Source organism: Bacillus sp. BACIII, assembly GCF_057836745.1.
Map to the genome: position 1 here is coordinate 276,193 of NZ_CM174437.1, position 20,852 is coordinate 297,044.

Below are 20,852 nucleotides of genomic sequence, written 5' to 3' on the forward strand. Positions count from 1 at the left end.
TATGGCGTATACAATTGGTGTAGATTTCGGCACATTGTCCGGCAGGGCGGTGCTTGTCGATGTCCGGACAGGAGAAGAAATTGCATCCGCGGTCAAAGAATACACTCATGCCGTTATCGACCGTACGCTGCCGAAAACGGGGGAAAAGCTCCCTCGTGACTGGGCGCTTCAAGATCCCGCCGATTATATTGAAGTTTTGGAAACGGCGATTCCGAGCCTGCTTCAGCAATCGGGCGCTGATCCAAAAGATGTGATCGGCATAGGAATTGATTTTACGGCCTGCACCATTTTGCCGGTAGACGGCGCGGGACAGCCGCTTTGTATGCTTCCGGAATTTGAACGGGAGCCTCACAGTTATGTGAAGCTGTGGAAGCATCATGCGGCTCAAAAGCATGCAGACCGTTTGAACGCGATTGCCGAAGACACAAAAGAAGAATTTCTCAAAAGATACGGCGGTAAAATTTCTTCCGAATGGATGATTCCGAAAATCATGCAAATTGCGGAAGAAGCGCCGCATATATACGAGGCGGCAGATCGGATTGTGGAAGCAGCAGACTGGATCGTCTATCAATTGTGCGGTTCATTGAAGCGGAGCAACTGCACGGCCGGCTACAAAGCAATTTGGAATGAGGAGACGGGATATCCGTCTGATCATTTTTTCGAAAGGCTCAACCCGTTAATGAAAACGATTACAAATGATAAATTAAGCGGAACCATTTATTCAGTCGGAGAAAAGGCAGGAGGACTGACCGAAAAAATGGCGGAGCTGACCGGGCTTTTGCCGGGGACGGCCGTTGCCGTCGCCAATGTTGACGCTCACGTGTCAGTGCCAGCGGTCGGCATTACAGAGCCGGGGAAAATGCTGATGATCATGGGAACGTCCACCTGTCATGTGCTGCTCGGCGAGGAAGAACATATCGTCCCCGGTATGTGCGGAGTTGTCAATAACGGCATCTTGCCTGGATATGCGGGATATGAAGCGGGGCAGTCCTGTGTCGGCGACCATTTTGAATGGTTTGTTAAAACATGCGTTCCGAAAGAGTATGAGAAGGAAGCCGAGGAAAAACAGATTGATATTCACGAGCTTTTAAGCGAAAAAGCAGCTGAGCTTGCTCCGGGGGAAAGCGGTCTTCTCGCGCTTGACTGGTGGAACGGAAACCGGTCAACCTTGGTGGACGCCGATTTGACGGGCATGATGCTCGGCATGACGCTGCACACGAAACCGGAAGAAATCTACAGGGCATTGATTGAAGCGACGGCGTTCGGAACGAGGATGATTATCGAAACGTTTCGGGAAAACGGCGTTCCGATCGAAGAGCTTTACGCAGCCGGAGGAATCGCCGAAAAAAATCCGTTTGTCATGCAGATTTATGCAGACGTCACAAATATGGATATTAAATTATCCGGGTCTCCGCAGGCGCCGGCACTGGGCTCCGCGATTTTCGGAGCGCTCGCTGCGGGACGGGAAAACGGGGGTTTTTCCAATATTGCTGAGGCTTGCGCACATATGGGGAAATTAAAAGACGGTTCTTACGTCCCGAATCGGGGGAGAGCTGAGATTTATGACAGCTTATATGCGGAATACAAAGAGCTCGTTCACTACTTCGGCAAAGAAAACAATGTCATGAAACGCCTGAAAGCCATTAAAAACCGTGAGTTCGCGAAAGGGGAGAGCCGCCATGCTTGAAGCGTTAAAAGAAGAAGTGCTCGCCGCCAATCTGAAGCTTGAGGAACATAATCTTGTCACGTTTACATGGGGAAATGTCAGCGGCATTGACAGAGAAAGCGGGAGAATCGTCATTAAACCGAGCGGTGTCGATTACAGTGAGCTGACCGCAGACAAACTGGTCGTCCTGAATGAGGACGGAGAGATTCTGGAAGGCTCGCTGAAGCCGTCCTCTGACACGCCGACCCATCTTTATCTGTATAAAGCTTTTCCCGCTATCGGCGGAATCGTTCATACGCATTCTCGCTGGGCGACGAGCTGGGCGCAGTCAGGAAGAGACATTCCCGCGCTCGGCACGACTCACGCGGATTATTTTGAAAGCGCTATACCCTGTACGAGGGAAATGTATGAAGAAGAAATTGTGAAAGATTACGAATATCATACAGGCAAAGTTATAGCGGAAACCTTTCAAAATGAATCGTATGAACAAAATCCGGGTGTTCTTGTCCACAGCCACGGTCCGTTCTGCTGGGGAACGGACGCGCTGAATGCCCTGCATAACGCTGTAGTGCTCGAAACCGTGGCGGAAATGGCCTACCATTCGCTTATGCTGAACAAACAGCTCAGCCCGATAGACAGAGTGCTGCATGATAAGCATTTTTACAGAAAACACGGGGCGAATGCTTATTATGGCCAAACTTGACGCAGCTGGGTTTCTGATTGATTTAGACGGAACCGTATTCAGGGGGCAGGAGCTGATTGACGGCGCAACAGAAGCCATTCATACCCTTCAGTCCCTGGGCAAAGCCGTTGTCTTTTTAAGCAACCGCGGCAATCTATCAAGAGCCATGTGCCAAAAGAAACTGCTTGGTGCCGGTATCCGCACGGATGAACGGAGCATCGTGCTGTCCTCCAGTGTGACGGCATCATTTTTAAAGAAGCATTATCCTTTGTCAAAGGTGTGGGTGTTAGGAGAGAAAGGGCTGACGGATGAACTCGCTTTAGCGGGTGTCACCATGGCGCCAAAACCGCAGGCGGCAGACTGGCTTGTTATCTCTCTGCATGAAACCGTCACCTATGAGGATCTGAATCTCGCTTTTCAGGCAGCTTCCTCCGGCGCGCGCATCATCGCCACAAACCGGGACCGCTCGTTTCCGAATGAAGGCGGCCATGCTATGGATGTTGCAGGAATGATCGGGGCCATTGAGGCATCTGCCGGAGTAAAAACGGAGCTTGTCGTCGGCAAACCGTCTTGGCTGATGGCTGAGGCAGCATGTGAAGCGCTCGGGCTTTCTCCGGGAGAATGCGCAATAATCGGAGACAGCCTCGAATCAGATATCGCAATGGGAAGGCTGTACGGGATGAAAAGCGTGTTGGTTCTGACGGGATCGGCAAAACTTGGGGAGACCCGTCTCTATGAGCCTGACATCGTGCTCGATTCTATGAAAGACCTGACAGAATTAGCGAAGGGGGGAATCCTTTTATGAAACTTTCTCCGGCGGACATTCAATCCGAGTTTAATAAGGAAGGAGGCAGCCGCTCTCCTATTCAAATAGAAGACATCATCATCGGAGCGGATGCAAAAGAAGAGCTTTTCAGATTTCTTCAAAAAAAATGCTGGAAACATCCGGCGATCGTCTGTGACCGGAACACTGACGAAGCGGCGGGAGGGATGCTTGCGGACGAATTGAAGGCCGGCGGAATCAAAGCGGCAAAGATCATCATTCCGGAGCATGAATCAGGAACCGCGGCGGCTGATGAAAAGACACTGATCTATACGCTGATCAATATCGCGGAAGAGACGGATGTCATCATTGCGGCCGGGTCAGGAACGATTCACGACATTACGCGGTTTGCTGCCTGCCAGCGCGGTTTGCCGTTTATCTCATTCCCCACCGCTCCTTCAGTCGACGGATTTACATCGGCTGGAGCGCCGCTCATATTAAACGGCATCAAAACGACGATTCAGACGAAAGCGCCGATCGCCTTATTTGCGGATACGAATCTATTAAAAGAAGCGCCGCGCGCAATGACAGCCGCGGGCTTCGGCGACATGCTCGGAAAAATAACTTCGCTGGCAGATTGGGAGATCTCCCGGAAGCTTGCAGATGAGCCGTACTCAGAAGCCGGCGCGAAACTTGTGAAAGACGCGCTTTGGCAGTGCATTGATCACCGCGCTGACATTGCCATGGGAACAGAGGCCGGCATTCGCATCCTGATGGAAGCGCTGATCGTTTCGGGTCTTGTCATGCTTGCCCTTGATCACTCCCGTCCCGCCTCAGGAGGAGAGCATCACATCTCGCATTGGATTGAGATGGAACTGCTGAAGACGAAACAGCCTCCGATTCTCCACGGTGCGAAGGTGGGCTGCGCGTGCGCGGTGCTGAGTGATATTTACAAAGATCTGGCCTGTCACGAAAAGCTTGCAGAACTTCCGCCGGACTTTCGCGAGGCGGTTCAATCAGCATATGAAGGGCTTCCTGACGGCAAAACAATTGCCGGGTGGCTCACATCTGCCGGAGGTCCCGCCAGTTTTGATGAAATCGGTGTAAAACAGGACCTTGTCAGCGACGCCCTTAAGCACGCACACACACTGCGAGACCGTTATACCGGCTTAACCATCATAAATGAAAATGCAGCGCTCTTTGCACATCATTCGCCGCACGGCCTGAAGCGGAAGGGGCAATGACATGAAAAAAACGATCGCCGTATGTTTGGCGCTGATGATGATCTTATTGTTTACCGCCGGCTGTTCACAAGAACGGACTGCCGGCAGGGCGGGAGAAACGGAGCTGACATTTTGGACGTTTAACGGACTGCACGAACAGTTTTATCAGGAAATGGCCAAAGACTGGAATCAGAAATATCCGGAGCGCAAAATTAAGCTGAATACCGTTGTTTATCCTTATGGACAAATGCATGATAATCTATCCGTTTCCCTGATCGCGGGCGAAGGGCTTCCTGATATAGCCGACGTGGAATTAAGCCGATTCTCGAACTTTCTGAAGGGGAAGGATATCCCGCTTGCCGATCTGACTCCGCTGATTGAAAAAGACCGCGATAAGTTTGTGGAAGCGCGCCTGGCCTTATACAGCAAAAACGGCAGACTGTACGGCCTTGACACACATGTAGGGACGACCGTGATGTTTTACAACATGGATATTATGAAAAAGGCGGGCGTTGATCCCGCATCGATTAAGACATGGGAGGACTACCGGCGGGCGGGGAAAAAAGTGCGCGAAATCGCGGGAAAACCGATGGGAACGGTTGAAACAAATGACTCCGCCACATTTCTTTCCATGATTTCGCAGCAAGGATCAGGCTACTTCAGCAAAAACGGAAAGTTGATTTTGGACAATAAAACGAATATAGACACATTAAATGACTTAAAGGACATGGTAAATGATAAAACCCTTCTGCCGGCTCCCGGCGGCGGCCATCACAGTGAAGAATACTACGGTTTTATGAATCAGGGCGGGGCAGCGTCAGTGCTGATGCCCATCTGGTACATGGGACGGTTTATCGATTATATGCCTGATTTAAAAGGAAAAATGGCGATTTACCCTATGCCGGCTTGGAAAGAAGGCGGCGACAGATCAGCGGGCTTGGGCGGAACAGCCACCGTCGTACCGAAACAGGCTGAACATCTGAAGCTCGCGAAAGAATTTCTCGGATTTGCGAAAGGTTCAAAGGAAGGAAATATTAAGCTGTGGACGGTGCTCGGCTTTGATCCGCTCCGCTGGGACGTGTGGGATTCAAAAGAATTGAAGGAGAAAAATAAGTACACGGATTTCTTCCGGAACGGTACATCCATTTTTTCCACGCTCCTTGAAGTAAAAGATGAGATCAATCCGATTTATTTGCATGAAGACTTCTCTAAAGCGGCTGATCTCGTCGTCAGACAGGTGCTGTTCGATGCGCTGAAGACGCAGGAAAAAACACCTAAGGAAGCCTTGGACGAGGCGGCGCAGCAATTGGAAAAATAAGAAGCCGCCCATTTTAACAGAGAAAGCGGGGGAGCTTTTATGAGACCTGTAAAGACAGAGACAGCGCAAACCGTTTCCGCAGCCCGGAAGAAGCCGCGCCGGCGCAATGTGCTGTATTCCAAAAAAGCGGCGCCTTATCTTTTTACGGCGCCTTTTATCATTTCGTTTCTCGTTTTCTTTTTGTATCCGATCATCAGCGTGTTTATCATGAGCTTTCAGCGGATACTGCCGGGAGAAGCTGCATTTGTCGGGTTTTCCAATTACACCGCTCTTCTTAATCCAACCTTTTACACCGCCCTGTTTAATACATTGGAATATACCTTTTGGACGCTGATCGTGCTGATTCCGGTGCCGCTTCTTTTGGCGGTGATTCTGAATTCGAAGCTCGTCAGATTCAGAAATGTGTTTAAATCGGCACTGTTCGTACCGGCTTTGACATCGACGATCGTCGCGGGGATTATATTCCGGCTGATGTTCGGAGAAATGAATACGTCGCTGGCAAACGAGCTGATGATGAAGCTTGGCGTATCGCCTCAAAACTGGCTCAATAACAAAGGAACCGGCATGTTTTTAATGGTGCTGCTTGCGTCATGGAGATGGATGGGCATTAACATTCTTTATTTTCTGGCCGGATTGCAAAACGTGCCGAAAGAATTATATGAGGCGGCTGAAATTGACGGGGCGAGTACGTGGAAAAAGTTCCGGCATATTACCCTCCCGTTTTTAAAGCCGGTATCCGTTTATGTGTTAACGATCAGTATGATCGGCGGTTTCAGAATGTTTGAGGAAAGCTATGTGCTTTGGCAGAATAATTCCCCGGGCAATATCGGCCTCACGCTTGTCGGTTATTTATATCAGCAGGGGCTTGCGTACAACGAAATGGGGTACGGGGCCGCCATCGGAATTGTCCTTTTGCTTGTCATCTTACTAGTCAGCCTTGTGTCGCTGAAACTGTCCGGTTCGTTTAAAGGGGAGGGATAAGTGGTGCGTAACAATCACATGTTTTCCGTGTACAGAGTCGCGTTTACCTTGTTTTTTATCATGTTGAGCCTGCTGTATATCTTTCCGATGATCTGCCTATTGCTCGGTTCATTAAAGCCGTCATCCGAGCTGATGCGCATCGGACTGAATCTGCGTCTTGATCCGGATGTGATGAGCCTTGATAACTACACGTATTTGTTCAACGGGGGGAGCATTTATTTCAAATGGTTTTTTAACAGCCTGCTGCTCGGCGTTCTCACCACGGTTCTCACGCTGTTTTTTTCCTCAATGATCGGCTACGGACTCGGTGTGTATGAGTTTAAAGGCCGAAATGTTATTTTCGTTCTTGTGCTGATCATTATGATGGTGCCTCTTGAAGTGATGATGCTTCCGTTATTTAAACTGACGGTGGGGCTTCATTTGATTGATTCTTATACGGGAGTGATTCTGCCGTTTATTGTGTCGCCTGTCGCCGTATTCTTTTTCAGGCAATACGCGCTCGGCCTCCCGAGGGATCTGCTCGATTCAGCGAGAATGGACGGCTGCACGGAATTCGGCATTTTCTTCAGAATTATGGCGCCGCTTATGAAACCGGCATTTGGGGCAATGATCATTCTCCAATCTTTAAACAGCTGGAATAACTTTTTATGGCCGCTGATCGTGCTTCGGTCGAAAGAAATGTTTACGCTTCCAATCGGACTGTCAGGGCTGCTGAGTCCGTACGGCAATAACTATGACATGCTGATCTCCGGTTCCGTTTTTGCGATACTGCCGGTGATTATCATATTCTTGTTTTTCCAAAAATACTTTATTTCCGGCCTGACAGTCGGCGGAGTGAAGGGATAGAGAGAGGGAGGAAACATAATGAAAAAAGCGGGAATTACAGCAGATAAAGAATACATCATCGGTGAAGTGGACAAACGGATGTACGGATCATTTATAGAACATATGGGCCGGGCGGTGTATGAAGGCATTTATGAGCCCGGACACCCGAAAGCCGACAAGGACGGATTCAGAACAGACGTGCAGAAGCTGATCAGAGAATTACAGGTGCCGTTCATCCGCTATCCGGGAGGGAATTTTCTCTCAGGCTACAATTGGGAAGACGGCGTCGGACCGGTGAAGGACCGCCCGCGGAGGCTTGATCTGGCATGGCAGACGACAGAAACGAACGAAGTCGGGACGAACGAATTTTTAACGTGGGCAAAAAAAGTGAACGCCGAAGTGAATATGGCGGTCAATCTAGGGACGAGAGGCATCGATGCCGCCCGGAACCTCGTCGAGTACTGCAACCATCCTGGAGGGTCATACTGGAGCGACTTGCGAAAATCGCACGGCTATGAAAAACCTTACGGCATAAAAACGTGGTGCTTAGGAAATGAGATGGACGGCCCTTGGCAGATCGGGCACAAAACGGCGCATGAATACGGACGGCTCGCCGCTGAAACGGCGAAAGTGATGAAATGGACGGACCCGACAATCGAATTGGTGGCTTGCGGAAGCTCAAACAGCGGCATGCCGACCTTCATCGAGTGGGAGGCGGAGGTGCTTGAGCATACGTACGAGCATGTGGATTACATCTCACTGCATACGTATTACGGCAACCATGAAAATGATCTTGAAAACTATTTAGCGAAGTCGATGGATTTAGACCATTTTATCAAATCTGTCACAGCCGTATGTGATTATATGAAAGCGAAAAAACGGAGCAAAAAAACGATTCACCTTTCTTTAGATGAGTGGAATGTGTGGTATCACTCAAATGAAGCGGATAAAAAAGTGGAGCCGTGGATTACGGCCCGGCCGATTCTGGAAGACATCTACAATTTTGAAGATGCGCTGTTGATCGGTTCATTGCTGATTACGATGCTGCAGCATGCGGACAGACTAAAGATCGCCTGTCTCGCCCAGCTTGTCAACGTGATTGCGCCTATCATGACTGAAAAGGGCGGAGAAGCATGGAGGCAGCCGATCTTTTATCCTTACATGCACGCCTCTGTCTACGGGAGAGGGACTTCAATGAAGCTGCTGATTACCTCCCCGAAATACGACTCAGCGGATTTTACGGATGTGCCGTATGTTGATGCCGCGGCTGTTTACCATGAAGAAGATGAAGCCCTGACCATTTTTGCCGTTAACAAAAGCAAGGAACCGATGGAAACGGAGATCAAACTGAGAGGGTTTGAAGATTACCGCATCATTGAGCATATCGTGCTGGAGCATCAGGATATGAAAGCGACCAATCAAAAAAACAGAAAAGAAGTTATGCCTCACTCAAACGGAACGTCTTCCGCAAACGCTGAAGGGATAACGGCTCATTTTACGCCGCTGTCCTGGAATGTTATCCGTTTATCAGGAAAATAATGTTCCGAAAAGCCGGGCTTTGCCGCCGGCTTTTTTTTACGCAAAAATCACCTCCGGTTATCTGATAATTGTGATAATATTTAGAAAAAGAGAAAAGGGGCTGGGATTAAATGAATGCGATTACAATCGTCATAGCGTCTATATGTATTTTGGCGATCGCCTATCGGCTTTACGGTACCTTTATGATGGTCAAAGTATTAAAAATCAATGATCAGACACCGACTCCGGCCCATGTGCTTGAGGATGGGAAAGATTATGTGCCGACGAATAAATGGGTGTCATTCGGCCACCATTTCGCGGCAATCGCCGCTGCCGGCCCGCTTGTCGGACCGATTCTCGCAGCTCAATTCGGCTATCTGCCCGGGCTTTTATGGCTGTTAATCGGGGCGGTGATCGGAGGAGCCGTACACGATATTGTCGTATTGTTTGCATCCATGCGGAAAAACGGTAAAACGCTTTCTGAAGTCGCCAAAGATGAGCTCGGCCCGGTGGCGGGCTTTTGCACTGGTCTTTCAATGCTGTTTATCATTACGATCACGATGGCGGGGCTGTCCATGGTTGTGCTGCACGCACTTGAGAAAAACCCGTGGGGAACGTTTGCGGTAGGGATTACGATTCCGATCGCGATGGGGGTCGGCGTCTACTATAAAAAAACGGGCAATCTCAAACTCGCATCGACTGTCGGTTTTCTTTTGTTAATGGCCGGTGTTGTGATCGGGCCGCGGCTGCAGACAACGGCTCTCGGCGACATGCTGACGTTGGATGCGAAAACACTCGCGGTGGCGCTTCCCGTCTATGCTTTTTTTGCCGCGGCGCTTCCGGTTTGGCTTTTGCTTGCCCCGCGTGACTATTTAAGCAGTTTTATGAAAATCGGGGTATTTGCCGCTTTGATCGCCGGCGTCTTTTTCGTCAATCCCGCCGTTAAATTCCCGGCCGTAACGGAGTTTATTCACGGCGGCGGACCGGTGATCGCGGGACCTGTCTGGCCGTTTATTTCAATAACGATTGCCTGCGGCGCTATTTCAGGCTTTCATGCGTTTGTCGGTTCCGGCACAACGCCGAAAATGCTGGATAAATGGAGTGATATAAAGCCGGTTGCTTTCGGAGCGATGCTTGTTGAATGTCTCGTCGGGATTATGGCGCTCATAGCAGCCGCCGCACTTGAGCCAGCGGACTATTTTGCCATTAACAGCGCGCCGGAAATTTTCCGCGCCCTTGGGATGAATGTCGTCCATCTGCCTGAATTGAGTAAAGAAATCGGGCTCAGTCTGGAAGGAAGAACGGGCGGCGCTGTTACGCTTGCCGTCGGAATGACGTATATCTTTACGGAGATTCCGTTTTTCAGTCATTTGGCTTCATACTTTTTTCAATTTGTCATTATGTTTGAAGCGGTGTTTATTTTAACGGCGATTGATGCGGGAACCCGTGTCGCCCGCTACTTGATCCAGGAGTTTTTCGGAGAGGTGTATAAGCCGCTGAAAAAAACAGACTGGCTGCCGGGCTCGATTTTCTCAAGCGCGCTCGCCTGCCTGCTGTGGGGCTATCTTCTGTATTCGGGCGACATCAGCTCCATTTGGGCGCTGTTCGGCGTGTCCAATCAGCTTATGGCGTCTGTCGGATTAATCATCGGTGCGACTGTCGTATTGAAGATAGCCGATAAGCGGCGCTATATGCTGACGTGCCTGATTCCTCTCGCTTATTTGTACGTGACCGTCAACTATGCGGGTTATTGGATGGTGCGGTATGTGTATTTGAATCCTGAAGCGGCGGGATACAACGTGCTGAATGGCGTTTTATCCATTATCATGCTCATTCTCGGGCTTGTGATTATCATGGCGGCTGTGAAAAAATGGGCGAATGTATGGCGTGATCCGAGTGCCAGACTGGAAGCTTCAATACCCGGATAAATCCGCGGCCGTCCGAACATTGCAGCATCATAAAAAAGCAGAGAGCCGATCGGTCTCTCTGCTTTCATCTTATGACAAATCCGCCGCTTCCAAAAGGTAATCCGCCAAATGTACCGCGCGGACACGGTCTGTTAATCCTTCGCGCAAAATGCCGAGCTGCATTTGCAAAAGGCATCCGGGATTGGCTGTCACGATGACGGCCGCCTCCGTTTTTCCGGCGGCTTTCATCTTACTGTCTAATATTTTCATAGACATCTCTGACTCTGTTATATTATAAATTCCCGCCGACCCGCAGCAGCTGTCGGCCTTTTCCATTTCTCTGTACTCGGCCCCTTTAATGCTTTTCAAAAGCATGCGCGGTTCTTCTGACGTATGCATCACATTGCGGAGATGGCAGGAGTCCTGATATGTGACGATATGAGGGGATTGCGCCTGAAGGTTCCTTTGATGGAATTTCAGTTCAACCAGTACGGATGAAAAGTCTTTGAGCTTCCGGACGAATTGTTCGGCACGGTCCGCCCATTCAGGTTCATCCTTCAGCAAATGCGGATATTCCTGAAGAAAGGCGCCGCATCCGCCGGCGTTTGTAATGATATAATCTGCGTCAAGCGCTTCAAAAGCGGCGATATTCCGCTTGGCCAGTTCTTTTCCCGTCTCTTTTTCTCCGCTGTGCCCGTGAAGCGCGCCGCAGCACGCCTGACCTTCCGGAACCGCGATCTCACATCCGGCCGCCTGTAAAAGCGCCGTTGTCGCATGATTTGTTGCTAAAAACATCGTATCCATTAAACAGCCCGAGAAAAAAGCGGCCCGTTTTTGAACGGGACCCGAGGCGGGAAGAAAACGCGGCCGTTCTTTCATGTCTTTCCATTTCGGAACGGGCGGGAGCACTTGTTCCATTGTACGCAGATGCTCAGGCAAAACGCGCAGCATACCGGTTTTTCTGACGGCGGTCTGCAGCCCTGATCTTTGGTATATCCCAAGAAGATTCGCCGCTGTCTGCATGCGGTTTTGATGGGGGAAAAGCCCGGTAAATGCCGCTTTCCGCAAGAGGCGCACGCCCGGCTTGTGTTTTTTATTTTGATGAATGATATCCCTTGCTTCTTCAAGCAGCTGTCCGTAATTGACTCCTGCCGGACAAACGGGCTCGCATGCCCGGCATCCGAGACACAGCGAAAGTGAGCGCTCGACATCTTCATCCGGCTCAATCAGTCCGTCTGTGACGGCTTTCATCAGGGCGATTCGGCCGCGCGGCGAATGGGATTCTTGAAATCCTGATTCGATATAGGTCGGACAGGAAGGAAGGCAGAAGCCGCAGCGCATACAGTTCAGCAATTCACCTTCATCCATGCGGTTTTTGAATTCTGTTTGAATTTGTTTCTGCTCTTTAGCCGTTGTCATTTCATCACCACCACGCGTTTCCTTGACGAATTAGCGAATATCTTTCCCGGATTCAGCAGGTTTTGGGGATCGAGCGCTTGTTTGATCGCTTTCATGGCGATGATGCCTTCTGTTTTCAGCTTCATTTCTAAATACGGCGCTTTTACGATGCCGACCCCATGTTCACCCGTTATCGTTCCTCCCAGCTCAATCGCTTTCTCAAAAATGGCGGCAAAGGCTTTTTCGACACGTTCCATCTCCTCTGTATTTCGGATATCGGTGGTGCACGTCGGATGGAGGTTGCCGTCGCCTGCATGGCCGAATGTGCATATGGACAAGCCGTATGTTTCTGCAATCTCGTTAATGGCTCTGACCATATTGGCAATTTGTGATCTCGGCACGGTTGCATCTTCCAGAATCGTCGTCGGTTTCAGTCTGGCGAGAGCTGATAGTGCGGACCGTCTGGCCTCTGTAAGGGCGAATGCTTCCTCCTCGGTTTCAGCCGTTTGGACGGATACGGCGGCTCCGTTTTTACAGATGGCTTCGATTTTTTCCATATCGCGTCTGACCGTGTCGCTGTCACCGTCCTGTTCGATCAGCAGTACGGCTTTTGCGTCTGTCGGAAGCCCGATCTTGGCGTAATCTTCAATGACCTGCAGTGTCGGCTGATCCAGAAATTCGAGTGTCGCCGGAATGATTTTTTCAGCGATGATGGCAGAAACCGATTCTGCAGCCGCTTCAATATGTTCATAGAGTGCGAGCAGCGTTTTTTTCGTTTCCGGCTTCGGAACAAGCTTTAAAGTCGCTTCCGTCACAACACCGAGCGTCCCTTCTGATCCGACGAAAAGCCGGGTCAGATCATAACCGGCGACATCCTTTGTCAGCTTTCCCCCTGTGCGGATGATATCGCCTGAAGCCAAGACGGCTTCAAGGCCGAGGACATAATCCCGGGTGACACCGTACTTCAGGCCGCGCAGTCCGCCGGAATTTTCATTAATATTTCCGCCGATCGTCGATATTTTCATGCTGCTCGGATCAGGCGGATAAAATAACCCTTTCCGTTCAACCGCATGAATCATATCTTGCGTGATCACGCCCGGCTGGACGGTTGCCGTCAAATTTTCCTCATCAATTTCAAGAATTCGGTTCATATGTTTGAATAAAAGAACAAGACCGCCCTCAGACGGACATGTGCCGCCGCATAAGTTTGTGCCTGAACCCCTCGGCACGATCGGAATGTCATGCCTGCTGCAAATCGTTAATATACGGGACACGTCATCCGCACAGTGGGGGGCGATTACCGCATCCGGCATGGCTTGCAGCTGAGGGGCCGCATCGTACGAATACACAAGACGGCCAGCCGCCGAATCATCATAATTCTCCTTCCCGACCGCCCGGATGAACTGTTCCTTTGCCTCTCGTGAAATCATATTCTCCCAACCTCCCGATAGAAAAGCGTTTTCATTTAATTGTAAAGAAAAATGATTTCGTAAACTATGGAGAAACGTATGAAAAATGATGGTGGTATTACGTGTTTTTTGTATGTTGATCTAAAAAGCGAAGCGCCAAATAAAAAGCCGTTATGTCTTCAGGGCGGTCAAGCTTCATATTTGTCAGTGATTCCAGTTTGGAAAGACGGTAGCGCAGCGTATTAATATGAATATGCATGTCATCAGCGGTGCGCTTTAACGATAACTGCCGGTCGAAAAAGGCGCGCAGCGTATCCAGAAGTTCTTCACGGCCGAGCACATGCTCGAGAACCCGCCGTGGAAATTCAGACCGCGTGCCGGGCGCAATATCGGCAAGACACATATCCAGTTTTAAATCTTCTTCAAAGACGGCCTGCTTGTCAATAGCGCCCGCTGAAAGAGCTTTCTCCGCCTGTCCGTATGATTCCGTCAGGCGTTCTCCCGGAACGATCCGTCCGATGCCGGCCGTGACAGGCTGCCCAAAAACAGTGTTGATTCTTTTGATGAGCCTCTCCCTAGAATCCGAGTTTGTCTCATGATTAATGAGAATACGCTCATTTCCCCAGCGGACAAACAGGTCTTCAGGGTATTCACTTTGCCAGAGGCGCCCGAGCTCTTCTGCTTCATATTGCTCATAACGGCCTTGAATGAGTATGATTCGGCGTTGCGAATGAAGGTCTGCTGCAAGGAGCTTTGCTTTTTCTAAAAAACCCGGGGACCATTCTTTTAACTGCAGCCAATCCACCATAAAGGATTCAAGCATTCTCTCACGCCATTGCACTTCTTCCAGGTGGCGCGTTTCTTTTATAAAAAGTTCCGTCATTTTTCTGAGCAATTCCCCGAAAGGCAGGATATCGTCAGGGTTTCCTGTCAGACCGAATACTCCGATCACCTCATGACCCGAAAAAACGGGGAGGTTCAATCCTGCTTTTACGCCCTCAAGCCGTTTTTCATCTTCTTTCGTAATGATGACATTCCGTTTTTCCCGCGCGCAGATCAGAGCTCCTTCATGAAAACATCCGGCGCGCGCCTCGTTGGTGCCCGCGATGATCATTCCTTTTGTATCGGCAATAATCACTTCGCGGCTGTACATATGTTTGACTTCGGCAATCAATTTTTTTGCCAGTTCCGGCTGTAACTGCATTGGCGATCCCCCTCGCCATTATTATACAAAAAAAACCGGGTGTGCCATCACCCGGTTTCATGCTTAGTGTGCAGGTTTTAATCCGCCTTCAAGTGTTTTGAGCATTTCATTTTTTTCTGAGTCTGACGCATGCTGCCAAAGAACTTCGAATAAGACGCCGAGACCCGGAAGCATTTTTTCTTCACCGCTTTGGATGGCGTCTACGATAGTATGCTCCAGCTGATCCTGATTATTGCCGGTCACATTGGCAATAACGGCGTTGCGTAAATTAAGATCCATTACAACCGCTCCTTTTTTCCTGAATGTGATACGCATATTCTTACCGCGCACGCGGTTTATTATGTGCTGTTCTTGAGATATAATAACAACATGCATGAAAAAAGGAGAGCGCAGAAATAAAGTGAAACGAATTGACTCGGCAAAAAACCAAAAAGTGAAGGACTGGAAAAAACTTCACACAAAAAAAGAGAGACATAAAACGAATACATTTCTGATAGAAGGAGAGCATCTGGCAGAAGAAGCGCTCAAGTCAAAGGGAACGGTAAAAGAAATTCTCGTAAAAGATGAGAGCGCCATCCCGGCCGATCTGGACATGAGCATTCCGTGCTATGTGCTGAGCGAAGATGCGTTTTCAGCCGTGACGGAAACGGAAACGCCGCAGCAGATCGCCGCAGTCTGCCATATGCCGGACGAAAAGCCTGACCGGCTGAAGCGGCTGCTTCTGATTGATGCCGTGCAGGATCCGGGGAATTTAGGAACAATGATCAGAACGGCAGATGCGGCGGGGATCGACGCCGTTGTCCTTGGTGAGGGAACGGCAGATCCATACAACGGAAAAACGCTGCGTTCAGCCCAAGGATCTCACTTTCATATTCCCATTTTGAAACGTCCGCTTCACGAGTTTACCGATGAGCTGAAATCGCAAGGCATCGCGATCTACGGCACGGCGCTTGAAAACGGTGCGGCTTATCAAAGCGTGAAGCCTGAAGAATCGTTCGCGTTAATCGTCGGGAACGAGGGGGCGGGAGTGGACGCCGGCCTTCTGCAAAAAACGGATCTCAACCTGTACGTGCCGCTGTACGGACAGGCGGAGTCGCTGAATGTGGCGGTGGCGGCCGCCATCCTCGTCTATCATCTCAGAGGATAGGTTGCGCAAAGCCGCGAATTTCACTATAATAGATAGCAATAATGTAAAAACCGTGACAGAGGACGTCAATTTTTTCACAAGCTGCCTTCCAGGGAGAAAATGCCGCCGACTGAAAGCATTTTTATCGCAGCACAGAAATTGATTTTCACCTCTCGAGTTGTCACCGGGACCGCGCTAAACGCGCGTAAAGGTGAACCGGAACGATCGTTTCCGTTATGTCAATGAAGCTTCGGCAGATGAAGTCTGCCTTAAAAAGGGTGGTACCGCGGCCACAACTCGTCCCTTCTCTCAAGGGGCGGGTTTTTTTGTTTTCTGAAAAAGGCATAGAACGGTTTGGTTTACATAAAAGGAGGATGCATGATGGAAGAGAAGCTTAAACAGCTCGAACTGGAAGCTGCAGAAAAAGTAGAAGCAGCAGGTTCATTAAAAGAAGTTAACGACATTCGGGTGCAATATCTCGGAAAAAAAGGGCCGATTACAGAAGTTCTCCGCGGCATGGGCAAACTGTCCGCTGAAGAACGCCCGAAAATGGGAGCGCTCGCCAATGAAGTGAGAGAGCGCATTGCAGCAGCCATTACGGCGAAAAATGAACAGCTTGAACAAGAAGAGATGAATAAAAAACTCAGCAGCCAGACGATTGACGTCACATTGCCGGGCAGTCAGGTAAACATCGGCGGGCGCCATCCGCTGACGGTCGTTATTGAAGAAATTGAAGATTTATTTATCGGCATGGGGTATACCATCGAAGAAGGTCCTGAAGTGGAAACGGATTATTACAACTTTGAGGCGCTGAATCTGCCGAAGGAGCACCCGGCCCGCGACATGCAGGACAGCTTTTACATTACAGAAGAAATGCTGATGAGAACGCAGACGTCACCGGTGCAGACGCGCACGATGGAAAAGCATAAAGGCAAAGGCCCCGTCAAAATCATTTGTCCCGGAAAAGTGTATCGCCGCGACAACGATGACGCGACACATTCCCACCAGTTCATGCAGATTGAGGGTCTCGTCGTAGATCGCAAAATCAGCATGAGCGATCTGAAAGGAACGCTTGAATTGGTCGCCAAAAAAATGTTCGGCCAAGACCGTGAAATCAGGCTCCGTCCGAGCTTTTTCCCATTCACTGAACCTTCTGTCGAGGTGGATGTGACCTGCTTTAAGTGCGGCGGACAAGGCTGTTCCGTCTGCAAAAAAACGGGCTGGATCGAAATTCTCGGCGCCGGCATGATTCACCCGAACGTGCTGAAAATGGCCGGATTCAATCCTGAGGAATACCAGGGCTTTGCTTTCGGAATGGGTGTGGAACGGATCGCAATGCTGAAATACGGCATTGAAGATATCCGCCATTTCTATACCAATGATGTCAGATTCATTTCGCAGTTTAAACAGGCGTAAGAGGAGGATACACATGTTTGTTTCATATAAATGGTTAGAAGATTACGTTGACTTGCAGGGAATCGACCCGGCCGTGCTTGCAGAAAAAATTACGAGAGCCGGTATTGAAGTTGAGGGTATCGAGTATAAAGGGGAAGGCGTAAAAGGCGTTGTCATCGGACACGTGCTTGAGCGTGAACAGCACCCGAATGCCGACAAACTCAACAAATGCCTTGTCGATATCGGTGCGGAGGAACCCGTTCAGATTATCTGCGGCGCCCCGAATGTTGATAAAGGACAGAAGGTTGCCGTTGCAACAGTCGGCGCCGTGCTTCCCGGCAATTTCAAAATTAAAAAAGCCAAGCTGCGCGGCGAAGCGTCTCACGGCATGATCTGTTCTCTCCAGGAGCTCGGCATTGAAAGCAAGCTCGTGGCGAAAGAATATGCGGAAGGCATTTTCGTGTTTCCGAATGATGCTGAAACGGGAGCTGACGCAATGGCATCCCTTCAGCTTGATGATGCGATTTTAGAATTGGGCTTAACGCCGAACCGCGCCGACGCGATGAACATGCTTGGCGTGGCTTATGAAGTTGCGGCTATTCTCGGCACCGAGGTAAAGCTTCCGGAGACTTCATATGAAAAAGCGGCAGAAAAAGCGGCGGACGCTGTTTCCGTCAAAATTGAAGATACGCAGGCCAATCCGCATTATGCCGCAAAAATCATTAAAAACGTCAAAATCGGCCCGTCTCCGCTGTGGATGCAGACGAAGCTGATGAATGCAGGCATCCGCCCGCACAATAACGTCGTGGACATTACAAACTTCGTCCTGCTTGAGTACGGTCAGCCGCTTCACGCTTTCGATTACGATCGGTTCGGTTCAAAAGAGGTCGTCGTCAGAAAAGCGGCGGAAAACGAAACCATCGTGACGCTGGATGAACAGGAGCGCAAGCTGTCAAGCAGCCATTTGGTCATCACAAACGGAAAAAAAGCACAAGCCGTTGCGGGAGTCATGGGCGGAGCTGAATCTGAAGTCCGTGAAGACACTACCGCGATTTTACTGGAAGCCGCTTATTTCGATGGACAGACCGTCCGCAAAGCGTCGAGAGACCTCGGGCTGAGAAGCGAAGCGAGCGCCAGATATGAAAAAGGCATTGACCCGGCACGCGTTCTGCTGGCGGCTGAACGGGCCTGCAGCCTCATTCAGGCATATGCCGGCGGAGAAGTGCTCTCAGGCACGGTTGAAGAAAACCATCTGAAAATCGAAGCGAACAACATTCATGTATCTGTTGAAAAAGTGAACGCCGTGCTCGGCATGACAATCGCTAAAGAAGAAATCATCAGCATTTACAAGCGCCTCGGTTTTGCAGTCGGTGAAGCAAAAGACGTTCTCGTCGTAACGGTGCCGTCGCGCCGCGGAGATATTAAAATCGAAGAAGACCTGATTGAAGAAGCGGCGAGATTGTACGGGTATGACAATATTCCGTCCACGCTTCCGGAAACGGCCGGCACGACAGGCGGCTTGACCCCGTATCAGGCAAAACGCCGGAAAGTGAGACGTTTCCTTGAAGGAGCGGGTCTTTCACAAGCGACCACATATTCATTGACGAATGATAAAAAAGCGGCTGCTTTTGCGATCGAAAAATCATTCAATACGATGCTTGCTCTGCCGATGAGCGAAGAAAGAAGCATTCTCAGACACAGCCTCGTGCCGAATCTGCTTGAAGCCGTTTCATACAATCTGGCCAGACAGACTGATTCCGTTGCTTTATACGAAACGGGTTCTGTATTTCTGACGAAGGAAGAAAACACAAAACCGGTTGAAAAAGAACGGGTTGCCGGAGCCGTAACCGGATTATGGCGCAAAAACCTATGGCAGGGTGAGAAAAAGCCGGTAGATTTCTTCGTCGTCAAAGGAATCGTTGAAGGCCTGCTGCATCAGTTGAATGTGTCAGACCGGATTGAATTTGTCCAGTCAGAACGCAAAAACATGCATCCCGGCCGGACCGCAAACATTCTATTGAACGGCTCACTTGCCGGATTTATCGGACAGGTGCACCCGGCAATGGAAAAAGAGCTGGATATCAAAGAAACGTATGTGTTCGAGCTTGATCTGCACGCGCTTCTGACCGAGGAAACAGAACCTGTCGTGTACACGGCGATTCCGAAGTACCCGTCCGTCACGCGCGACATTGCGCTTGTTGCAGATAAAACCGTCACAAGCGGACAGCTCGAAGCCGTGATCAAGGAAGCCGGCGGCGCGCTATTGAAAGAAGTCACTGTATTTGATGTGTACGAAGGTGAGCATATGGAAGAGGGCAAAAAATCCGTCGCCTTCTCGCTTCAATATGTCAACCCTGAACAAACATTGACAGAAGAAGAAGTGACAAAAGTCCACGAAAACGTGCTGAAAGCGCTGGAAGAAACGTATCAGGCCGTATTAAGAGGATAAAGAAAAAGCTTGCAGATCACTCTGCAAGCTTTTTTTATTGTGGCCGTTTCCTTTCAACAAGGCGCTTCGCCTTTTGCGTATTGGCAAAATGAAGTTTGGTGAACGTTCTGAGCGCATCTTCTCCTTTATTGATGATCAGCTTGGCGGCAGCTTCATCGACGTGCGGCCCCGCGCCTTTCGGAATCGTCATCCCTGCTTCCCGGGAAAGCTTATCCATTTCAATTAAGAAAGAATACCGCGCGATGATAGAGGCTGCGGCGACGGAAAGATGTATGCCTTCCGCCTTCGTGCTGAAAAACGTTTTTTCTTTTACGATATCCCGCCCGGAAAGATGCTTAAAATAAATGCCGGGCTCTGCAAATTGGTCAATCAGAATCGCTTCCGGTTTGACGCCGTTCATTTTCCTCAGCAGATTGGAAATCGCCTGATTATGAAGGAGCGCCTTCATTTTCCCCTGGCTCATGCCTTTTTCCTGCATCTGATTGTATTTTTCGTTTTTTAACACAAGCAGGCTGTAAGGAATGGTTTTAATTAACAGTTTGGCGATTTCGATAATCTGCGGATCTTTTAAATCTTTCGAATCCTTCACGCCCAGTTCTTTCATTAAAGGAAGCTTTGTTTTGTCGGCGTAGGCGCAGGCAACTGTTATCGGCCCGAAGTAATCGCCTGTTCCGACCTCATCTGAGCCGATTACCGACATGGACGCAATGCCCGCCGGAGGAGCGTAGAGCGGGTCGGCCGCTTTTTTGACGGTTTTCTTTGCTTTCGGCGCCTCAGCCGTTCCCCAGCGGGCCGCTTCTGTGCCGGCGTTTTTTCCTTGAAAGAGAACCTTGCCCGAACGGTAGGCTGTAATGGTACAGCCCGGCGGCTTAGCCTGGAAGACGGCGCCCTGCGGAACGGCCGGAGTAAGGGAGCCGGCATAGGATTGTTTCATTTGTTTTATAGCGGAAGCGGATACTTTTATAACAGAATGGGACACGATATAATC

General features: G+C 49.9%; 17 protein-coding genes. 12 read left to right on the top strand and 5 right to left on the bottom strand.

Features of this window, described 5'->3' with window-relative positions; genetic code table 11:
• Position 1 precedes the first annotated feature (1 nt).
• The 9 genes from araB (at position 2) to cstA (ending at position 10,904) form a co-directional block, all read left to right on the top strand.
• Positions 2–1,687: a ribulokinase gene (gene araB, locus ACXN9U_RS01550; protein ID WP_060964591.1), complete on the top strand. Its 1,686-nt coding sequence runs from the start codon at positions 2–4 to the stop codon at positions 1,685–1,687.
• Complete coding sequence (gene araD / locus ACXN9U_RS01555; RefSeq protein WP_060964592.1) at positions 1,680–2,369, top strand: L-ribulose-5-phosphate 4-epimerase; 690 nt, start codon at positions 1,680–1,682, stop codon at positions 2,367–2,369. Before araB ends, araD begins: the two co-directional genes overlap by 8 nt.
• The gene (gene araL, locus ACXN9U_RS01560) at positions 2,347–3,153 is read left to right on the top strand and encodes a sugar-phosphatase AraL (protein WP_420913152.1); all 807 of its coding nucleotides are present in this window, start codon (positions 2,347–2,349) and stop codon (positions 3,151–3,153) included. Before araD ends, araL begins: the two co-directional genes overlap by 23 nt.
• A complete protein-coding gene (locus tag ACXN9U_RS01565) occupies positions 3,150–4,355 on the top strand; it encodes a sn-glycerol-1-phosphate dehydrogenase (protein WP_060964594.1) in 1,206 nt (401 codons plus the stop codon). The genes araL and ACXN9U_RS01565 overlap by 4 nt, the downstream gene beginning before the upstream one ends.
• Before the next feature lies 1 nt (position 4,356).
• Positions 4,357–5,652, top strand: a complete 1,296-nt coding sequence (gene araN / locus ACXN9U_RS01570) for an arabinooligosaccharides ABC transporter substrate-binding protein AraN (protein WP_060964595.1) — start codon at positions 4,357–4,359, stop codon at positions 5,650–5,652.
• A gap of 39 nt (positions 5,653–5,691) precedes the next feature.
• A complete protein-coding gene (gene araP, locus ACXN9U_RS01575) occupies positions 5,692–6,633 on the top strand; it encodes an arabinooligosaccharides ABC transporter permease AraP (RefSeq protein WP_060964596.1) in 942 nt (313 codons plus the stop codon).
• Between the two features lie 18 nt (positions 6,634–6,651).
• Entirely contained in the window at positions 6,652–7,479 is an 828-nt protein-coding gene (araQ, locus tag ACXN9U_RS01580; protein WP_060965126.1) for an arabinooligosaccharides ABC transporter permease AraQ, read from the top strand.
• Positions 7,480–7,497: 18 nt separating this feature from the next.
• Entirely contained in the window at positions 7,498–8,997 is a 1,500-nt protein-coding gene (gene arfA / locus ACXN9U_RS01585) for an arabinosylfuranosidase ArfA (protein ID WP_060964597.1), read from the top strand.
• 110 nt (positions 8,998–9,107) lie between these two features.
• Positions 9,108–10,904, top strand: coding sequence for a carbon starvation protein CstA (gene cstA, locus ACXN9U_RS01590; protein ID WP_101605405.1), 1,797 nt, complete (start codon positions 9,108–9,110; stop codon positions 10,902–10,904).
• Between the two features lie 69 nt (positions 10,905–10,973).
• Here the strand turns inward: cstA and ACXN9U_RS01595 are convergent, their stop codons facing one another.
• From ACXN9U_RS01595 to sspI, 4 genes are all read right to left on the bottom strand, one after another.
• The gene (locus ACXN9U_RS01595) at positions 10,974–12,302 is read right to left on the bottom strand and encodes a (Fe-S)-binding protein (RefSeq protein WP_060964599.1); all 1,329 of its coding nucleotides are present in this window, start codon (positions 12,300–12,302) and stop codon (positions 10,974–10,976) included.
• On the bottom strand, positions 12,299–13,711 hold the full coding sequence (gene glcD, locus ACXN9U_RS01600; protein ID WP_060964600.1) for a glycolate oxidase subunit GlcD: 1,413 nt from the start codon (positions 13,709–13,711) through the stop codon (positions 12,299–12,301). The genes ACXN9U_RS01595 and glcD overlap by 4 nt, the downstream gene beginning before the upstream one ends.
• A 97-nt stretch (positions 13,712–13,808) precedes the next feature.
• Complete coding sequence (locus ACXN9U_RS01605; RefSeq protein WP_060964601.1) at positions 13,809–14,894, bottom strand: CdaR family transcriptional regulator; 1,086 nt, start codon at positions 14,892–14,894, stop codon at positions 13,809–13,811.
• Between the two features lie 63 nt (positions 14,895–14,957).
• The gene (gene sspI, locus ACXN9U_RS01610; protein ID WP_045925240.1) at positions 14,958–15,173 is read right to left on the bottom strand and encodes a small acid-soluble spore protein SspI; all 216 of its coding nucleotides are present in this window, start codon (positions 15,171–15,173) and stop codon (positions 14,958–14,960) included.
• Between the two features lie 121 nt (positions 15,174–15,294).
• Between sspI and ACXN9U_RS01615 the strand changes: the two genes are divergently transcribed.
• From ACXN9U_RS01615 to pheT, 3 genes are all read left to right on the top strand, one after another.
• Positions 15,295–16,041 carry a TrmH family RNA methyltransferase gene (locus ACXN9U_RS01615; RefSeq protein WP_060965127.1) on the top strand — a complete coding sequence of 249 codons (747 nt, stop codon included), beginning with the start codon at positions 15,295–15,297 and terminating at the stop codon, positions 16,039–16,041.
• Positions 16,042–16,401: 360 nt separating this feature from the next.
• Positions 16,402–17,436 (top strand): phenylalanine--tRNA ligase subunit alpha, encoded by a 1,035-nt coding sequence (gene pheS, locus ACXN9U_RS01620; RefSeq protein ID WP_016938647.1) that lies wholly within the window; start codon positions 16,402–16,404, stop codon positions 17,434–17,436.
• Positions 17,437–17,449: 13 nt separating this feature from the next.
• Positions 17,450–19,864 carry a phenylalanine--tRNA ligase subunit beta gene (gene pheT / locus ACXN9U_RS01625; RefSeq protein WP_060964602.1) on the top strand — a complete coding sequence of 805 codons (2,415 nt, stop codon included), beginning with the start codon at positions 17,450–17,452 and terminating at the stop codon, positions 19,862–19,864.
• A 34-nt stretch (positions 19,865–19,898) separates the two neighbouring features.
• Here pheT and rnhC read toward each other — a convergent pair whose 3' ends face one another.
• Positions 19,899–20,843: a ribonuclease HIII gene (gene rnhC, locus ACXN9U_RS01630; protein ID WP_489202115.1), complete on the bottom strand. Its 945-nt coding sequence runs from the start codon at positions 20,841–20,843 to the stop codon at positions 19,899–19,901.
• Between the last annotated feature and the right edge of the window lie 9 nt (positions 20,844–20,852).